The organism is Actinoplanes sp. NPDC020271 (assembly GCF_044388125.1).
Taxonomy (GTDB): Bacteria; Actinomycetota; Actinomycetes; order Mycobacteriales; family Micromonosporaceae; genus Actinoplanes.
On the sequence record NZ_JBIRWQ010000002.1, the window covers coordinates 90,054 to 106,884 of the forward strand.

Genomic DNA, 16,831 nt, shown 5'->3' on the forward strand with positions numbered 1-16,831 from the left:
TCAGCGGCGCCAGACGATGTACGGGTTGATCCGCCCACGGTCGTCGAACGTCGCCATGTTCTCCCAGGCGTTGCCGGAGTTCTCGATGTCCTCGGTGTCCCACCCGTTCCCGTCGATCGCGGTCCAGGTGGGCTCCCAGTAGAAGACGCCGAGCGCCCCGGATGCCCGGGCGACATCCTGCACCTGCGAGAACTTGGTGGCCTGGCCCTGCGGCGACGCGGGGATCCCGTCGCACGGCGCGGCCGAGGTGACGATGTTCTCCAGGTGGTCGTAGTTCTCGGTGGTGTACGGGTACGCGGTCTCCGCGATCACCGCCGGCTTGCCGTAACGGGTTCGGACGTCGGTGAGGACGGACGCCAGGTTCGTCAGGTCGCCGTGCCACATGCAGTAGTAGGAGAGCGCGGTGACGTCCCACTTCACGCCCTGCGCGGCGATGCCGTCGTAGAACCAGCGCGCGGCGCCGAGGCTCCCGGCGTCCGCGGTGTGGATCAGCACCTGCGTGCGCGGGGAGCAGGCCTTCGCCGCGTCGTATCCGGATTTGAGGAGACCGGCGAGCGGCCCGAAGTCGCTGTTGACGACTTCACCGACCGGCCACAGCATGCCGGTGTTGATCTCGTTGCCGATCTGCACGCTGTCCGGGTGCGCGGCCCGGCAGACGTCGTAGGTGTAGTCGTAGACGTCCTTCTGCAGTTGCTCCGGGGAGTGGCCGGCCCAGGCGGCGGGGATGAACTGCTTGCCCGGGTCGGCCCAGGTGTCCGAGTAGTGGAAGTCGATCAGCACTTTGAGGCCGTGCCGGCGGGCCGCCTTCGCCTGGGCGACCACCTCGGCCTTGTTGCTGTAGCCGCTGGTCGGGTTGTTCCAGATGCGCAGGCGGATGTAGTTGACGCCGGCCTTCTCGAGGATCTCGTAGGGGTCGGCGCGGTGGCCGCGGGCGTCGTAGAACTTGGCGCCCAGGTCGAGCGCGCGGGGGAGGGTGGACACGTCGGCACCGCGCATGGTGAGCCCGGTTCTCTCGTGCGCGGATGCGGGGGTGGCGGGCACCAGGAGGAGCCCGGCGGCCATCAGTACGGCTAACTTCATGACGCTCCTTTGTGGACAAAAGGGACGCACTTGGTGAGGAGGGTCGATCTCGAGGTGAGGGGGACATCAAGATCGACCCCCATGGGGGGCCCGGCAAGGATCAGGTGGGCGAGGAGGCTCGCAGGACGAGGCTGGTGGGCACGGTGATGGAGAGCGGGGTACGGCCGTTGATCACGTCCACGAGGAGCCGGACCATCTCCTCGCTGATGCGTTCCAGCGGCTGGCGCACGGTGCTGAGCGGCGGTTCGGTGGTGGCGGCCAGGCCCGAGTCGTCGAAACCGACCACCCGCACGTCACCGGGCACGGACCGCCCGGCCTCGCGCAGCACCGGCAGGGTGGCCGCGGCGATCGCGTCGGAGGCGGCGAAGACCGCGTCCACGTCCGGGGCGCGGTCCAGCAGCGTCCGCATCCCGGAGGCGCCGTTCTCCCGGCGCCAGTCGCCGTGCACGATCAGATCCTGGTCGATCGGCAGGCCGTGCGCCATCAGCGCATCGGTGTAACCGGCGAGCCGGTCCACCCCGCCGGACGTGTCGAGCGGCCCGGTGATCGTGGCGATCCGCCGCCGGCCGGCCGCGATCAGGTGTTCGGTCGCGGAGCGCGCGCCGGCCCGGTCGTCGGCCGAGACCGAGCTCATCACGTCCTCCAGACCGAGGACCCGGCCGCAGGCCACGATCGGCACCTGGGCCGTGACCAGCTGCTTGAGCAGCGGGTCACCGGAGTGCGGGGAGACCAGCAGCACGCCGTCGACGTGACCGCCGTTGAGGAACGCGATCGTCCGGCTGCGTTCCTCGGGCGTCGACGCGATCATCAGGATCAGGGTCAGCTCCCGGTCGGAGAGCGCCTGGGCCACGCCACGCAGCAGCACCGAGAAGTTCGGGTCCTCGAAGAGCAGGTGCTGCGGCTCGGTCAGCAGGAACGCGATCGACCCGGAACGCCCGGTCGCCAGGGAGCGGGCGTGCTGGTTGGTCGTGTACCCGGTCCGGGAGATCGCGTCCCGGACCGCGCGCACGGCTTCCGGGCTGACCCAGTCGCGCCCGTTCAGGACCCGCGAGACGGTCGCGTACGACACCCCGGCCTCGCGAGCGACATCGCGGATCGTTGGGCGTTTACGCGACACGTTCGGGATCATAGTCGTCATGCCTTCACACCACCGGCGGCCAGGTCGACCTGCCAGTAACGCTGGAGCGTGAGGAACAGGGCGATCAGCGGGACGATCGACACGAGGGCGCCGGTCACCACCGCGGTGTACATCGAGGGCTGGCTGGCACCCTGGTTGAGCAGGCCGTTGAGCCCCACGGTCAGCGGATAGAGCTGGTCGTTGCCGAGCATGATGTACGGGAGCATGAAGTTGTTCCAGATCGCCACGAACTGGAACAGGAAGACGGTCACGAGGCCGGTGCGCATCATCGGCATGACGACCCGGACGAAGGTGCGCCAGTCGCCGGCGCCGTCGATCCGGGACGCCTCGAGGATCTCCGACGGGACGGCCGCGGCGGCGAAGATGCGGGCGAGGTAGATGCCGTACGGGCTGATGAAGCTCGGCAGCAGCACCGCCCAGTAGGTGTTGGTCAGGCCGATCTTGGCGAGCAGCAGGTACTGCGGGATGGCCAGGATGACGCCCGGGACCAGTACGCCGGCCAGGATCACGTTGAAGACGAAACCCTTGCCGGGGAAGTCGAACTTGGCCAGGGCGTACCCGCTCATGGCCGAGACGAACGTGGAGACGGCCGCGCCGACCCCGGCGTAGAGGGCGGTGTTGAGCATCCACCGCCAGTACAGGCCGTCGCGGTAGCTGCTCAGGTCGGCCAGGTTGTCGAACAGGTGGGTGCCGGGGGCGAGCGTGAACGTGGAGAACAGCTGGCCGGCGCTCTTGCTCGACGCGATCAGCACCCAGATCACCGGGAGCAGGCAGTACGCCGCGCCCAGCAGCAGGAGGGTGGCAGCGATCTTGCTGGTCCCGCGCCTGGTGGACGGCCGCTCCGCAGACGTCGTGGTCATTGCTCAGTCCTCCTGGTTGAACGCGCGACGGCCCACGAGCTTCAGGAAGCCGAAGGACAGGATGAACGTGGCGAGGGCGATGACCACCGAGGTGGTGGCCGCGGCGTAGATGTCGTTGCGCACGAACGCGTCCCGGTACACCTTCATCAGCGGCGTCCAGGTGTACGAGATCGTGTTGCTCAGCGGCTTCAGCGTGATCGGCTCGGCGAACACCTGCAGGGTCGCGATCAGCGAGAAGACGAACGTCATGATCAGCGACGGCAGCACGATCGGGATCTTGATCCGCCAGGCGATGGCGAACTCGGACGCGCCGTCGATGCGGGCCGACTCGTACAGGCTGGTCGGCACGGACTTCAGCGCGGTGTAGATGACGATCATGTTGAAGCCGGTGCCGCCCCAGACGGCCACGTTGGCGACCGCGTAGAGCACCCACGACGAGGAGAGCAGTTCGGGCGCGGTGATCCCGATCTTGTCGAGCGCGTAGACGAACGGGCTGACCCGCGGCAGGTAGAGGAAGCCCCAGAGCAGCGAGGCGACCACGGCCGGCACCGCGTACGGCAGGAAGATCGAGATCCGGGCGAAGCTGCTCAGCGCCGGCCGGGTGCGGTTGGCGTCCAGCAGCAGGGCCATCAGCAGGGCCAGGCCGAGCATGGCCGGGACCACGATCAGGCCGTAGCCCAGAATCCGGTAGACGCTGGGCAGGAACTCCGGGTCGGTCATCGAGCGGGCGTAGTTGCTGAACCCGGCCCACACCTCGGTGCGGGACTTCGAGCCCAGGCCCAGGCCGCTGACCTTCACCTTGCGCAGGCTCAGGTAGCCGGCGTAGACGATCGGGGCGGCCAGGAAGAGCGTGAACAGCAGCAGGCCGGGGGCGAGGAAGGCGTACGGGACGCCGCCGCGCCCTTTCCGGGCGGGCCTCGCGGCGACCGGTGCCGCGGTGGTGGAACGGGGGAGCGTGGTGGTCAGCGCCATCGCCGAAACCTTCCTGGGAGGACCGGGTGGGGCGGCATGACACCCCACCCGGTACCGGTCATCCGGCGACGGTGAAACCGTTGTTCTTCATGTCGTCCACGGTCGCCTTCTGGATGGTCGCGAGCGACTCGGTGAAGGCGGACGCCTTCTTCGACTCCGCGGCCTTGCCGAAGGTGTCGTTGAAGGAGCTGTACGCGACGTTGACGTTCGGCCCGTACGTGAAGGGCTTGGTCTGCTTCCCGGCCTCGGCCGCGATGCTGTAGAAGTCGCTCTGGTCCGAGAAGAACGCCGGCGGCGTGGTCAGCACGCTGGTCGCGTCGTTCGCGGCCGGGTAGACGTTGGCCGTGCCGGCGAGCAGCTTGAGCGCGGCCGGGTCGCTGTTGAGCCACGCGATGAACTCGGCCGCCTCCTTCGGGTGCTTGCTCTGCGCGGTCACGCTGGTCGCCGAGCCACCCCAGTTGCCGGTCGCGGGGGCCGCGGCGTCCCACTGCGGCATGGGAGCGGCCTTCCACTTGCCCTTGGTGTCCTTGGCGCTGCCCTCGAGCACGCCCGGCGCCCAGACGGCGGAGACCCAGCCGACCTGCGTGCCGTCGTTGAGCGCGGCGTTCCACTCCGGCGTGTACATCGGCTTGTTGTCGACGGTGCCCTTCTCGACCAGGCCACCCCAGTACCCGGCGACCTTCTGGGTCGCCGCGTCGTTGATGTTGACGGTCCAGGAGTCGCCGTTGACGCCCCACCAGGACGCGCCGGCCTGCTGCGCGAGCCCCACGAACAGGCCCGCGTCGGAGGCGGAGAACGTGCCCAGGTACTGCTTCGGGTTCGCCTTGTGGATCTTCTCGGCCGCCGCGGCGTAGTCGTCCCAGGTCTTCGGCGCCTGCAGGCCGTTGGACTCGAAGACGTCGGAGCGGTAGAAGAACATCAGCGGACCGGAGTCCTGCGGCACGCCGTAGAGCGCGTCGCCGCCCAGGGTGACGCTGTTCCAGGCGGCGGCCGGGAACTTGTCCTTGAGCGAGCCGGCCTCCTTGGAGATGTCGGCGAGCGCGTCGGCGGAGACCAGGGTGGGGATCTTCTGGTACTCGGCCTGCATCACGTCGGGGGCGCCGGAGCCGGCCTTGATCGCGGTGAGCAGCTTGGTGACGGCCGGGTCGCCACCGTCCTGCTTGTTGACGGTGACCTGGATGTTGGGGTGGGTCGAGTTCCAGCCCTCGACGACCTTGTCCATGTTCGGGGCCCAGCTCCAGTAGGTCAGCGCGACCTTCTCGGTGCTGGGGGTGCTGCTGTCCGAGGAGTCGTCGGAGCTGCTGCACGCGGTGGTCATGAACAAAGCCGCTGCGGTGAGGGACGCCAGCACAGGGGCGATCTTTTTCGACATTGATCCTCCTTGATAGGCACACCGGGTGAGGGCCGCGGTCGATGCCTGTGACCGGTTACAGTGCTGCTGTTACGAGCGTGTGTCAAGACCTTGCTTTGCAGCACTTGATCCTGTGTATCGTTCGGATCTACCGGGCTGTGACCGGTTACAGTCCTAACGGAAAGAGGGTTCTCGTGCCCGATCAGACGGAGCCGCTCTCCGTGCGCCACCAGCCCTGGGCGACACCCCTGCGCCGGCCGCGGATGAGCAACGCGGAGGACGTGCGCCCCGGCCTCTCGCTGACGAACCGCTACCTGACCAGGAACGGGACACCGGTCATCCCGGTCTCCGGGGAGATGCACTACAGCCGGGTCCCGCGCCACCGCTGGGCCGAGCGCCTGCGCCAGATGAAAGCGGGCGGCGTCACCGTCGTGGCCAGCTACGTCTTCTGGCTGCACCACTCACCTGAGCAGGGCGAATACCGCTTCGACGGCAACCTCGACGTCGGCGCGTTCGTCGACCTGGTCGTCGAGACCGGCCTGGACGTCGTGCTGCGGATCGGCCCGTGGGTGCACGCCGAGAGCCGCAACGGCGGCTTCCCCGACTGGGTGCAGCAGGCCCCGGTCCGGCACCGCACCGACGACCCCGGCTACCTGCGCATGGTCGAGGAGTTCTTCGCCGCCGTCGGCGCGAACGTCGGTGACCGCTTCGAGCGGGTGCTCGGCATCCAGATCGAGAACGAGCTCTACACCCAGCCCGGGCACCTGCGCACCCTCAAGCGGATGGCGCGCGACGCCGGCATGCACGCGCCGATCTGGACCGCGACCGCGTGGGACAGCGCCGAGCTGCCCGAGGAGGAGGTTCTTCCGCTGTACGGCGGGTACGGCGACGGTTTCTGGGTCGACTCCGACGCGCCGTGGGCGCCGAACTTCCGCGACCATTACTTCTTCTCGCACGTCTGGGACGACCCGGGCATCGGGGCTGATGTCCGGCGCGCGCAGAACATCGAGGCGGCCAAGGGCGGCCCGCGCACCCCGTCGGACGAGTTCCCGGCGGCGACCTGCGAACTCGCCGGCGGGATGGCCACCGCGTACCACCGCCGGCCGCGCCCGTCCGCGCTGGACGTGGCCACCATCGCGCACTGCAAGATCGGTAACGGGTCGGCCTGGCAGGGCTACTACATGTACACCGGCGGCACCAACCCGCCCGGCGACATGCAGGAGTCGCACGCCACCGGGTACCCGAACGACCTGCCCCGCCTCGGCTACGACTTCCACGCGCCGATCGGCGAGGCCGGCACGCTCGCCCCGAGCCACGCCGAGCTGCGACGCCAGCATGCGTTCCTGTCCGCTTTCGGCCATAAGCTCGCCGAGATGCCGTCGAGCCTTCCCGACGTACGCCCGAACGGCGTCGAGGACGGTGAAACGCTGCGATGGGCCCTGCGCAGCGACGGGACCAGCGGTTTCCTCTTCGTCGCGTGGCACCAGCCGCACTTCCCGCTCGACACCTACCGCGGCGCCCGTTTCCGGCTGAACCTCGACGGCCAGACGCTGGAATTCCCGTCCCGGCCGGTGGACGTCCCGCCCGGCACCCTCGCGCGCTGGCCGGTCAACCTGACCGCGGGCGGGGTGCGGCTGGCCTGGGCCACCGCCTCCGCGCTCACGCTGCTGCCCGGCGCGGTCCCCACGCTGGTGCTGCTGGCCGAGGCCGGCATCCCGGTCGAGCTGGCCGTCACTGATCAGGAGCCGCGCGTGATCGAGCCCGGCTACCAGCCGGTCCGCCTGCAGACCGCGACCGGCACGCTCGACGTGCTCGTCCTCCCGGCGGAGACCGCCGGGTCGGTCTGGGTCTGCGAGGAGGCCGGCCGCCGGGTGCTGCTCAGCGACGACGAGCTGCAATGGGACGCTTCCGGTCGCGTCGTGGTCAAGGCCGCTTCGATTGCCGCGGTACGGGTTTACGACCCGGCCGCCCAGGCCTTCGCCGACCTGCCGGTGGCGCCCGTGCACGTCCCGCTGACCGTCGACGTCACCGCCGCCGAGCTGCGTGCCGCCGGGGCCGTCCCCGCCGAGTACGGCAAGCACGACGGCCGCGCGTCGGCCCCGGGCCGGGCCGCGTTCGACGAGCACGCCGCGGTGTGGCGCCTGGACCTGCCCGCATGGGCCGCCGACCCCGCCCACGACGCGCTGCTGCTCGTCGACTGGGCCGGTGACGCCGGTGAGCTGCGCATCGACGGCGTCCCCGCCACCGATCGGTTCTGGGACGGCTCCCGCTGGCAGGTCAGCCTGATCGACGCCGGGTACCGGGCGGGCGCCGAGGTCACCCTGCACCTGCTGCCGCTGGCCACGGTCTCCCGCGTCTCGGTGCCCGAGGACGCCCGGGACCGGCTCGTCGCGGCCGGCTCCCAGCTGCTGGCGATCGACGCGATCCGGGTCGTGGGCCGCAGCACCACGGCCGAGCCCGAGCACGTGCACCGGGTGCGCCGGACGTCGCGGCGGATGGCGGACGGGCGGGAGATCATCTACTTCGACGACACCGAGCCGTACGTCTCCGGCGCGGCCACCCGGCAGGCCGAGGACACCCGGCCGCTGCCCCGCGCCGAGGAGGTGCTCAAAGGCGGCGCGCAGGTCCGCTACGACCCGCTGACCGGCGAGTGGATCGCGATGGCGGCACACCGCAACGACCGTACGTTCATGCCGCCCGCCGACCAGGATCCGCTCGCGCCGACGGTGCCCGGTGGCTTCCCGACCGAGATCGCCGAAGCCGGCTACGACGTGGTGGTCTTCGAGAACCGCTTCCCGTCGTTCTCCCCGCGCAACGGCGGTTCTTCGGCATCGGTGGACGGCGATCCGCTCTGGCCGACACAGCCCGCCACCGGCCGTACCGAGGTGATCTGTTTCTCCTCGGCTCCGCAGGGGTCGTTCGGGAGCCTGAGCCCGCAGCGGGCCCGGACCGTCATCGAAGCCTGGGCCGACCGCACGGTCGAGCTGGGCGAACAGCCCGGCGTCGAGCACGTCTTCGTGTTCGAGAACCGTGGCCAGGAGATCGGCGTGACCCTGCCCCACCCGCACGGGCAGATCTACGCGTTCCCGTTCGTCCCGCCCAAGCCGGCCCGGATGCTGGAAATGGCCCGCGCCCACCGGGCCAGGACCGGCGGCAACCTGTTCCGCGACATCCTCGACGCGGAACGCCGCGCCGGCATCCGGGTCGTCGTGTCGTCCCGGCACTGGACCGCCTACGTCCCGGCCGCCGCCCGCTGGCCGGTCGAGGTGCACCTGGCCCCGCACCGCGACGTCCCCGACCTGCCCGCGCTGACCGGCGCCGAACGTGACGACCTGGCCCGGATCTACCTGGACGTGCTCGGCCGCCTCGACCGTTACTTCCCCGGGCCGGAACCGCTGCCCTACATCGCCGGCGTGCACCAGGCGCCGGTCCGCGAAGGCCGCGACGAATTCCGGCTCCACCTGCAGGTCTTCAGCATTCTGCGCGCGCCCGGCAAGCTGAAGTACCTGGCCGGCGTCGAGTCCGCGATGGCGTCCTGGATCAGCGACACCACCCCGGAACGGATCGCCGCCCGGCTGCGCGAGATCGGCTGACCCGGCGGCGGCGACCGCCATCACAGTTCCCCCGAACACTGCGCATCGGGCCGGAACCGCGGCTAACTTCGGCCCAGGCCCTCGGGCCCGGACCGAACCGCTCGTGAAGGGAAAGCCGCACCGTGCCGCAGTCGATGGAGGGCGCCGATCCGAGGGCCGTCGTGGCCGTCGGACTCGCCCTCTGCGCCGCGATCGTCATGCTGCTGCGGCGCAAGGTGCGACCGGTGGTCGAGTCGGTGACGCGGGCCATGATCGACCGGCTCGGCCCGCACCTGCCGTCCGCGCTGCGGCAGCGGGCCCGGCACCTCGCCGACCGGCTCGACTCCGACACGGTCCGGTCCACCCTGGTGACCGCGGTCGCGGCCGGGATCGCCTGGGCCGCGGCCGGCACGCTGGGCCTGACCGCACCGGTCACCGCCGTGATCTCCGCCGTGCTGTCGGTGCAGCTCAGCTCCCATGCGTCGCTGCGCGAGGGCGCCCAGCGCCTGATCGGCCTGCTCGCCGGGATCGCCCTGACCGTGGTGGTGTGGCGGCTGTTCGGCCTCAGCCTGATGTCGATCGCCGTGATCGCCGGCTGCGGGCTGGCCACCGGCCGCCTGCTGCGCCTCGGCGACGGCGCCGTCGCGGTGCCGGCCACCTCCCTCGGCATCCTCGTCGTCGGTGGCACGGTCACCGAGTCGTTCGTCGGTCAGCGCGTCGAGGCCACCGCCCTCGGCATCGTCGTCGGCGTCATCCTGTCCCCGCTGGTCGGCGGCATGACCCTGCGGGAACGTGCCCGGCACGAGCTGGAACACCTCTCCCGCGAGATCGCCGGCCTGCTGGCCGCGCTCGGCGCCGGCGCCCGCGACGGCTACGACACCGAGCAGGCCGAGCAGTGGCTCGCCCGCTCCCGCGAGCTCGGCGAGGACCTCGACGAGGCCGTCGTCGCCGTCCGCGACCTGGTCCAGCAGGCCCGCTGGTCGCTGACCACCCCGGTGAGCCAGGTGGCCCCGCTGCGCGAGACGCTGCACGCCCTCGAGCACGGCGTGCATCAGGTCAACTCGGTGGCCCGCTCGATGTTCGACGCCGCGGCTGCCCCGGACGCGGCCGCCGTCCCCGAACAGATCGGCCAGGTCCTCGGCGTCGCCTCCGAAGCGTTCGCGGCTCACGCCGCCCTGGTCGCCGACCCCGGCGCCGACCCCGCCACCGACGCCGGGCACCTCGACGACCTGGTCGAACGGCTCCGCGAAACCCGTCAGCGGACCATGCGCACCGTCCGCAGCGAGGTCGACGACACCGGAGTGCTGGTGCTGACCGGTTCGATCATCACCGACGTGGACCGGATGGCCGGCTCCCTCGAACGATCCGCACCCGCGCTGGCCGTCGGCGTGGCGAAGGTCCCCGAGCCGGAACCGGTCATCCCGGCGGTGTCCGAGGTGCTGCCGGTGGTCCGGGAGATCTGGGAACGGCGGCGCGTCAAGACCCGGTTGCGGGCCGAGCACCGCCGGCGCCCCCACCTCACCTCCCCGAGCCGCACCCCACGCCGCTGACCGCTTGTGGTGAGGACGAGCCGCTTGCCGAGGCGAGGCCGCGGCTCGCCGCGCCGATCGGACACCGCCTCAGCGCGCCGGGCACTTCGTCGCGATGGTTACCGTCGACGAGGCGTCGAGCGTGAGCGACAGCGTCAATCCGTCCTTCAGCGGCACGCATGACACGTCGGCGCCCCGCCTGATCACCAGGACGTCGCCGGCCTCCTTGGGCGCGAACCAGCCCAGCGCGACCGCGGCCAGCAGCGCCCCCATCGCTGCCACGACCAGGAATTTCGCGCGTTGCAGAAGAGTCCTCGCCTCGTCCTCCTGCTTCCGGAACTCCTCACTGACCCGCTTGGCGGTGCTGAGCGTCGGCCTGATGCTGCCCTGTGCGGCCTCGGCGGCGCACCAGGTCGCACCCCCCGCGCAGCAGATGGCGGTCAGCACACAGATCCCCGCGATGATCCGCCAGGCCACGGGCAGTTGGTCCGCGGCCCGCGGCCCGCCGACCAGCGCCACCAGGCTGAGCAACCCGGTGAGCGACCCCACGGTCGCGGCCCCGCGGCCGGCGACTGCTCGCACGTCGTACAACGAGTCGAGGGTCAGCCGGCGTGCGCGAGCCTGCCACTCACGGTCGACATCGCTCACCGTCCCGGGCCGGGCTCGCAGCTTGTATCGGGTCATGACTCGTCTGTCATCAGGTCCAGGTATGCGGCGCGGCCGCAGCCGGAACGCCCGGCCGGACGACCCGCATGCTCCATGGCGCACTCGCAGACGACGAGCAACTGCTCGGGCCGGGACAGGTCGAGTGACTTCGTGTCGGGCTGCGGCCGGGCGCCGGGCGCCAGCGTGACATGCAGGATCAGACTCTGAGTCGGATGACCGCACGTCGGACATGGGCCGGAGAGCCGCACACCATTCGTGACGTCATCGACGGCCCAGCTCTGAGCCACAGCCTCGGGCCAGCCGTCCGGCGACTCCTCGCGGTACGAGATGCTGTCCGGAACGCTCATGGCAACACCCCTTCGTAGTGATAACTTGGCGCAATGTTAGGGGCCGGAATCCACAGGCGACAGTCGTGACGGAATTCCATGCACTCCTGATCGGTGTCCCGCACTACGGAGCATCCGATTTCCCGGACATCCCTTACATCCAGAATGATCTTGACGGTGTTCGCCGGGCGTTGACGGCCACCGGCTATCCCGAGGACAGGATCCGGGTCGTCAGTGGCGCCGAAGGGGCGAACCGCCCGACCACCGGTGAGATCCGTCAGGCCATCGAGGAGCAGATCGTCGCGGCCGGAGAGGGGATCCTGCTCATCTACTTCAGCGGGCACGGCGTGTCCCTGCGCGGCAGCGATTATGTGGTACCGGCTGGAATCCCGTCACGGTCGAGTGCCCGGGCGAACCCGGATCTGCTCGTCAGCACCGATCTCAGCCGGTTCCTCACCAACTGCAAGGCTCGGGCGGTCATCCTCGCCGTGGACGCCTGCCGCGAGATCCTCGACGAGGACAAGGGCTTGTCGCTGCGGGCGGGCTCCACGTCCGGGCGCGGCGCGCTGAACCCGGCGCACAAGACCAGAGTGGCCACCATCTTCGGCTGCGACGCCGGGCAGACCTGTCTGTACAGCGACGACCTGAAGATGAGCCTGTTCGCCAAAGCCCTCGCGACCGTGCTCGCGCCGCAGCATCCGGCGCGCACCCTGACCGAGGTCTCCGTCGCCGTGCGGGACGAACTCGCCGAGCTGGTCCGGAGGTTCAAGCCGAACCGGGTCCAGAACGCCGTGCTCGCCCGCGAGTACGGCTCGGGCGATCTCGCCGATCAGCAGATCTGTGCCAGCGAAGCGGCTGAGTGGCAGACCGCGATCGACGGCTCACCGCTCTGGAACCGGGTTCGGCCCGGCACCGACGTCTCGGCCGAGCGGAAGGTGGCTGAGCAGCTTGCCGGGATGGTGTGGAGGACCTGGCACGCGGCTCGTGCCGAGCTACCCGACGACCCGTGGCGCGATGCCGATCTCTACCGGCGCTGCCTCGAGGCAATGGATCAGCTGATTCCCGAGGACGCCGAGCTCTTCCCCGCCGAAGCTCTGACCCTGATCGCCGCCCCGTTGATTGCCGAGGCCACCCACGTGGCCGGGATCCGCGCCCTGGTCCCGTACGAGCCTCGAAATCTGCGAAGAGACCTCGGCGCTGCACCGGTGCGCCGTGAGCTGGAGGCGATGCACTCAGCGCACTCCCGGGTGTGGCAGAAGGCCGTGTCGCTCGATCAACGTCCCGGCGACCAGCACGCGCTGGCGGACTGGCTGGCCCATCGTTGCGTGTTCCGCCAGGTCGGCCTGTGGCGGAGTGAGCCGACGATCAGTCTGTCCCGGTTGCTGGCCGAGACGATCGAGGACCGGCCCGGTTTCCGCGGTGAGCTGACCGGCGCGGTGCTGGGCCTGGCATCGATGCTCGGCGCGAGTGAGGAGGACCTGACAGTCCTGCTCAACGGCACGGCGCAGGGTGATCGGCTGCGCGCGGCCGCTGTCCGGACCTTCCGGGGCGAGCGGGGCGTCCTGCGCGGCCGCACACTGGCCGTCGTGCTGAGCGTGGCCGGTGTGCTCGCGCTGGACGTGCGGCGGCTCGGCGAGGTGGTCGTCGACCACATCGGTATCCACCAGCCGTTGGAGCCGGCTGCCCTCCACCGAGCCGTCCAGGATGCGGAGTGGGAGGTCGACCACGAGAAGCGGACCCTCGCGCTCACCGCTCGTTGTTCACACCAAGCCATACACCTGGCTCTACGCGAGGCCGCGGAGGAGGCTCAGCAACAGCTCCGGGCGATGCGGCAGTGGCTTGACGAAGCCCCCGGCCGGTCGGACGGTGTCATCGGCCGGTTGCCGCTCACGGTCAGCACAGCCGGGCTGAAGCCGGAAGAGGACTTTGCGACGGGCCGCAAGCCGTACGAGACACCGTTGCTTCAGTTCCGGCTCGACCACCGAGAGATTCGTGACCTGCTCATGGGCGTGCAGTTGTACGGCGACCCCGCCCTGGCGATCCGGGAACTGTATCAGAATGCCTTGGACGCGTGCCGCTATCGCGATGTGCGAACCCAGTTCAAGGGCCAGGACTACCGGGGGAAGATCAGTTTCACGCAGAGCTTCGACGAGGACGGCCGGGAATACATCGAGTGCGTCGACAACGGCGTCGGGATGGGCCGCAGCGAGTTGAAGAACACGTTCTCGAAGGCAGGCCGCCGCTTCGTCAACTCGACCGACTTTCTCTGGGAGCAGGCTGAATGGCAGAAAACGACCGACCTGCGCTTCTGGCCGAACTCGCGGTTCGGGATCGGGGTCTTCAGCTACTTCATGCTGGCCGACGAGATCCTGATCGAGACGGCCCGCGTCGACCGTGAGACCAATGCGCCCCGGGAAACGCTGGAGGTCCGCATCGCGAGCAGCGGCAGCCTGTTCCGCATCAACACCGTGCCGTCGAGACCGGGCGTCGGCGCCGGTGGAGGCACGCGGGTGCGGCTCTATCTACGGCCGAACCCGGAGTCGCCCGTATCCTGTGTGGACACGGTTCGACAGCTCCTCTGGTACTCCGAGTTCGAAGTCGAGGCACGGGATGCCGGCCGGCGCCTCGCCTGGCCGCCGGGTGAGTTGCGGCCCCCGCAGGGGTACAAGTGGGTGGAGCCGGCGAACGGTATCTGGTGGGTCGAAGGCTCCGGGATGGTGCTGTCCGACGGTATCGCCACCGATCGCCGCGTTTTCGGCTATGTCGCGAACCTCTCCGGCGAACACAGCGCGACGTTGTCGGTGGACCGCAAGTCGGTGGAAGCCTGGGACCGCAAGTGGGTGCGCGCACAGCTGACCGAGGCGATCGACCGGCTCGTCACGACGACGAATGTGACCTTCACCTGGCTGCGGGCGTTTGCGGTGGAGGAGCCGGGAGTCGCTCAGTCACTCGTGGAGGCGATCGGCGAACGAGGTCGGCCCCTGCCGAACTCACGTGACGACAATCGGTCGGCTCGCATCGCTGACGTCGGCCTCTGGCCGGTCAAGGTCGACGGCGATCCGGAACCCGGCGCGATGCCGGGCGCCGAGTACGACGGTCGCCGTCTCTGGCAAATGTCGGTGCCGATGATCGGCGGATCCGCAGTGGCTCGCTGGCGGGCCGGCGGTGTGCCGGTTGCACTCGACGGTGCCGATATCGATGACTCCTTCCCGTTTTCTGCGGAAGACGCATCTCGGCTCCCCGCAGCACCGCACGGGCACCCGCTCTTCGAGCCGATGGACATCCCCGCGGTGCTACGGCCACCGCTGGTGACGAGCTCCGACGACCTCACTGTTCTGCTGGAGAACAGCCAGGTTCAGGGAAGGCCGGTGGCCGATCTGCTGAGCAGAACTCGAAGATTCGTGGTGCACGGAGCTGTTCCGCCTCCGTCCACCGGGGATGACTGGAACCGGGTAGCCGATGTCAAAGACATTCAGGTGTGTGAGGCGTTCAATCAACCTCGATCGGAAATCGTCGTTCTTGCTGAGTTCTCGTACCGAACACAGACTCCGCTGGCCTCGTGGGTCGAGCGGGCCGAAGCCATCCTTCGCCTGAAGGGAAGGAGGCCGCTCGGGATCACTCTGGATCCTGAGTACAAGTGCAGAGCACAGGATGTGGCTGCCCTGGAGGCGGCGACTGCTTCGGAAGCCGCCATTTTCGCGGGTGGGGCGCTCAAGCCGCATTCGTGGGTGCATGCCCTGCTCGCGAGGGGATGCGATCGACCCGGCGCGATGCAGCTGCTGACGGCGTTCGGTCAGCCTGTCGGGCAACTCGTGCGGCTGGCTGAGGCGGTGTGGGACGACAGGCTGCTTGCAGTGCTGTCGGAGAACGCCCTTCCCGGTTCGGGGCCCAGTGGTTGGCTGCACGGCGAGGTGACAACGCTGGACCTTCTGGTCGCGGTCACCGCTCGACTGGGAACCGCCGCGGAGATCGTTGCCGAGCTGGCACTCTTCGCTGAAGTACTGGACATCCGGCTACCGGCCGATGCGGCTCGGCTGCCGACCGCGGCGGCGCCTGCTGAGGCGCTCCCGGTCCTCCGGGCCGTGAATCGCCACCGACGCCTTCTCACCAGGTTGTCGGAACGGGACCGGGATGAGAGCAGCGGTGAGCGGCCGGCCCTCCTTGCCTGGCTCTGCGCCCAGTGCCTGCTGTCGCCGGACACGATCCTTGCCACGCTCAGGCCGTTCGGGCCGATCCTCGGCGTCTCTCTTCCGGACAACCGTGGTCTGTTGCCTGAGCGACCGCCGACCGATGTCGAGGCCACGCTGCTCACCGAGCTGATCGACAGTGGCCGACGGGGCACCACGTGGGAAAGAGTGAAGGAGGTGGCCAGGAAACTGGGCCGGACTCCCGATGATGTGTTGCAGGTGGCGCAGGTCTGGGGCGTTCCGGTGAATGACGAGCAGTCTGCCGCGATCGGCGGTGTCTTCGTCTTACCTGCCGGAGGCGAAGGTCTGCCGAAACACGATCTGGTCGTTCTGTCCCATCACAGCACCGGCTCCGAGCCGTTCCGGGCGGGCTGCCTGAGTCCGGCATCCGTTCTCATGTCGGCGGTCATCAACGGGGAGTCCATCGCGCGCACTCTGGAACGCGTCACCGAGCTCGGCGGTCGCTTTCCCATCTCTGCGCGGGAGTTCGATTGGGGGGACATGCTGGGGGAGGTGCCGCCCAATGACCTGCGTTGGATGGACAGGGACAACATTGATCTGACCGGGTCGTTCCTGATCTTTTGTGCAGGTCGGTACCGCAATCCGATCTCGGATGTCGTCAACAGATATCAGGCTCTGCTGCGACTCCATCAGTGGCCTGAAATCAGCGATGGGCAGCTCAGAGACCTGAGTTTCTGCCCGGACGACATCGACATGCTGTCTGCGCTGCCTTATCTGAACACTCAAGCCGCAGGCGATGTGACCTATTCGTGGAACGGGCATCATGTCATTCGCGTCGCTGCCCGCCTCGGCATGCGGGTCGGAGAGATAGGCCGGCGGGTTGCCCGGCTCCGCCCGCTTCTGGGAACCCTTGATGGCGACGGGGAACACGTGGTCGTGGCGCCGGCGCTCATGGAGGTGCCGGCCGGGCTGGCCGATCGAGTGCCGGACTGGCGCGACGTGGTGATCCTTACGCCGGGTCTCGACGGCCGCCGCCTCGTCACCGATGTCGATCTCACCGATGAATGGATCACGCGGGCCGCCCGCGAGGTCGAGGCGAGCGAGGATGAGGTCCGGCGCCGGTTGGCGCTGTTCGCGGAGTACTGCGGGTTCACCGCGCCTGCTGTCGACTGATCGGGACCTCGCGCGG

At 69.4% G+C, this 16,831-nt stretch carries 10 protein-coding genes; 3 read left to right on the top strand and 7 right to left on the bottom strand.

The genetic code is table 11. The annotated features are described in order from the left end of the window. The 5 genes from ACH442_RS04185 to ACH442_RS04205 form a co-directional block, all read right to left on the bottom strand. Complete coding sequence (locus ACH442_RS04185; protein WP_396121114.1) at positions 1–1,080, bottom strand: arabinogalactan endo-beta-1,4-galactanase; 1,080 nt, start codon at positions 1,078–1,080, stop codon at positions 1–3. Between the two features lie 100 nt (positions 1,081–1,180). Then, positions 1,181–2,218 carry a LacI family DNA-binding transcriptional regulator gene (locus tag ACH442_RS04190; protein ID WP_396121115.1) on the bottom strand — a complete coding sequence of 346 codons (1,038 nt, stop codon included), beginning with the start codon at positions 2,216–2,218 and terminating at the stop codon, positions 1,181–1,183. Next, positions 2,215–3,078: a carbohydrate ABC transporter permease gene (locus ACH442_RS04195; RefSeq protein ID WP_396121116.1), complete on the bottom strand. Its 864-nt coding sequence runs from the start codon at positions 3,076–3,078 to the stop codon at positions 2,215–2,217. Before ACH442_RS04195 ends, ACH442_RS04190 begins: the two co-directional genes overlap by 4 nt. A 3-nt stretch (positions 3,079–3,081) precedes the next feature. Next, positions 3,082–4,050: a carbohydrate ABC transporter permease gene (locus tag ACH442_RS04200; protein ID WP_396121117.1), complete on the bottom strand. Its 969-nt coding sequence runs from the start codon at positions 4,048–4,050 to the stop codon at positions 3,082–3,084. A gap of 58 nt (positions 4,051–4,108) precedes the next feature. Next, the gene (locus ACH442_RS04205; RefSeq protein WP_396121118.1) at positions 4,109–5,422 is read right to left on the bottom strand and encodes an ABC transporter substrate-binding protein; all 1,314 of its coding nucleotides are present in this window, start codon (positions 5,420–5,422) and stop codon (positions 4,109–4,111) included. Between the two features lie 173 nt (positions 5,423–5,595). Between ACH442_RS04205 and galT the strand changes: the two genes are divergently transcribed. Next, a complete protein-coding gene (galT, locus tag ACH442_RS04210) occupies positions 5,596–8,994 on the top strand; it encodes a galactose-1-phosphate uridylyltransferase (RefSeq protein ID WP_396121119.1) in 3,399 nt (1,132 codons plus the stop codon). Between the two features lie 122 nt (positions 8,995–9,116). Next, positions 9,117–10,523, top strand: coding sequence for an aromatic acid exporter family protein (locus tag ACH442_RS04215; protein ID WP_396121120.1), 1,407 nt, complete (start codon positions 9,117–9,119; stop codon positions 10,521–10,523). A 69-nt stretch (positions 10,524–10,592) separates the two neighbouring features. Here ACH442_RS04215 and ACH442_RS04220 read toward each other — a convergent pair whose 3' ends face one another. Together ACH442_RS04220 and ACH442_RS04225 are read right to left on the bottom strand one after the other, a co-directional pair. Beyond that, positions 10,593–11,186, bottom strand: a complete 594-nt coding sequence (locus ACH442_RS04220; RefSeq protein ID WP_396121121.1) for a hypothetical protein — start codon at positions 11,184–11,186, stop codon at positions 10,593–10,595. After that, positions 11,183–11,515 carry a hypothetical protein gene (locus ACH442_RS04225; RefSeq protein ID WP_396121122.1) on the bottom strand — a complete coding sequence of 111 codons (333 nt, stop codon included), beginning with the start codon at positions 11,513–11,515 and terminating at the stop codon, positions 11,183–11,185. The genes ACH442_RS04220 and ACH442_RS04225 overlap by 4 nt, the downstream gene beginning before the upstream one ends. A gap of 65 nt (positions 11,516–11,580) precedes the next feature. Here ACH442_RS04225 and ACH442_RS04230 point away from each other — a divergent pair, with 65 nt between their 5' ends. Then, positions 11,581–16,815: a caspase family protein gene (locus ACH442_RS04230; protein ID WP_396121123.1), complete on the top strand. Its 5,235-nt coding sequence runs from the start codon at positions 11,581–11,583 to the stop codon at positions 16,813–16,815. The last annotated feature ends 16 nt before the right edge of the window (positions 16,816–16,831 follow it).

Excerpts from the sequence above, each read along its gene's own strand:
- ACH442_RS04205 (WP_396121118.1), bottom strand. The coding sequence starts at position 5,422 with ATGTCGAAAAAGATCGCCCCTGTGCTGGCGTCCCTCACCGCAGCGGCT.
- ACH442_RS04200 (WP_396121117.1), bottom strand. The coding sequence starts at position 4,050 with ATGGCGCTGACCACCACGCTCCCCCGTTCCACCACCGCGGCACCGGTC.
- ACH442_RS04220 (WP_396121121.1), bottom strand. The coding sequence starts at position 11,186 with ATGACCCGATACAAGCTGCGAGCCCGGCCCGGGACGGTGAGCGATGTC.
- ACH442_RS04190 (WP_396121115.1), bottom strand. The coding sequence starts at position 2,218 with ATGACGACTATGATCCCGAACGTGTCGCGTAAACGCCCAACGATCCGC.
- ACH442_RS04185 (WP_396121114.1), bottom strand. The coding sequence starts at position 1,080 with ATGAAGTTAGCCGTACTGATGGCCGCCGGGCTCCTCCTGGTGCCCGCC.
- ACH442_RS04225 (WP_396121122.1), bottom strand. The coding sequence starts at position 11,515 with ATGAGCGTTCCGGACAGCATCTCGTACCGCGAGGAGTCGCCGGACGGC.
- ACH442_RS04195 (WP_396121116.1), bottom strand. The coding sequence starts at position 3,078 with ATGACCACGACGTCTGCGGAGCGGCCGTCCACCAGGCGCGGGACCAGC.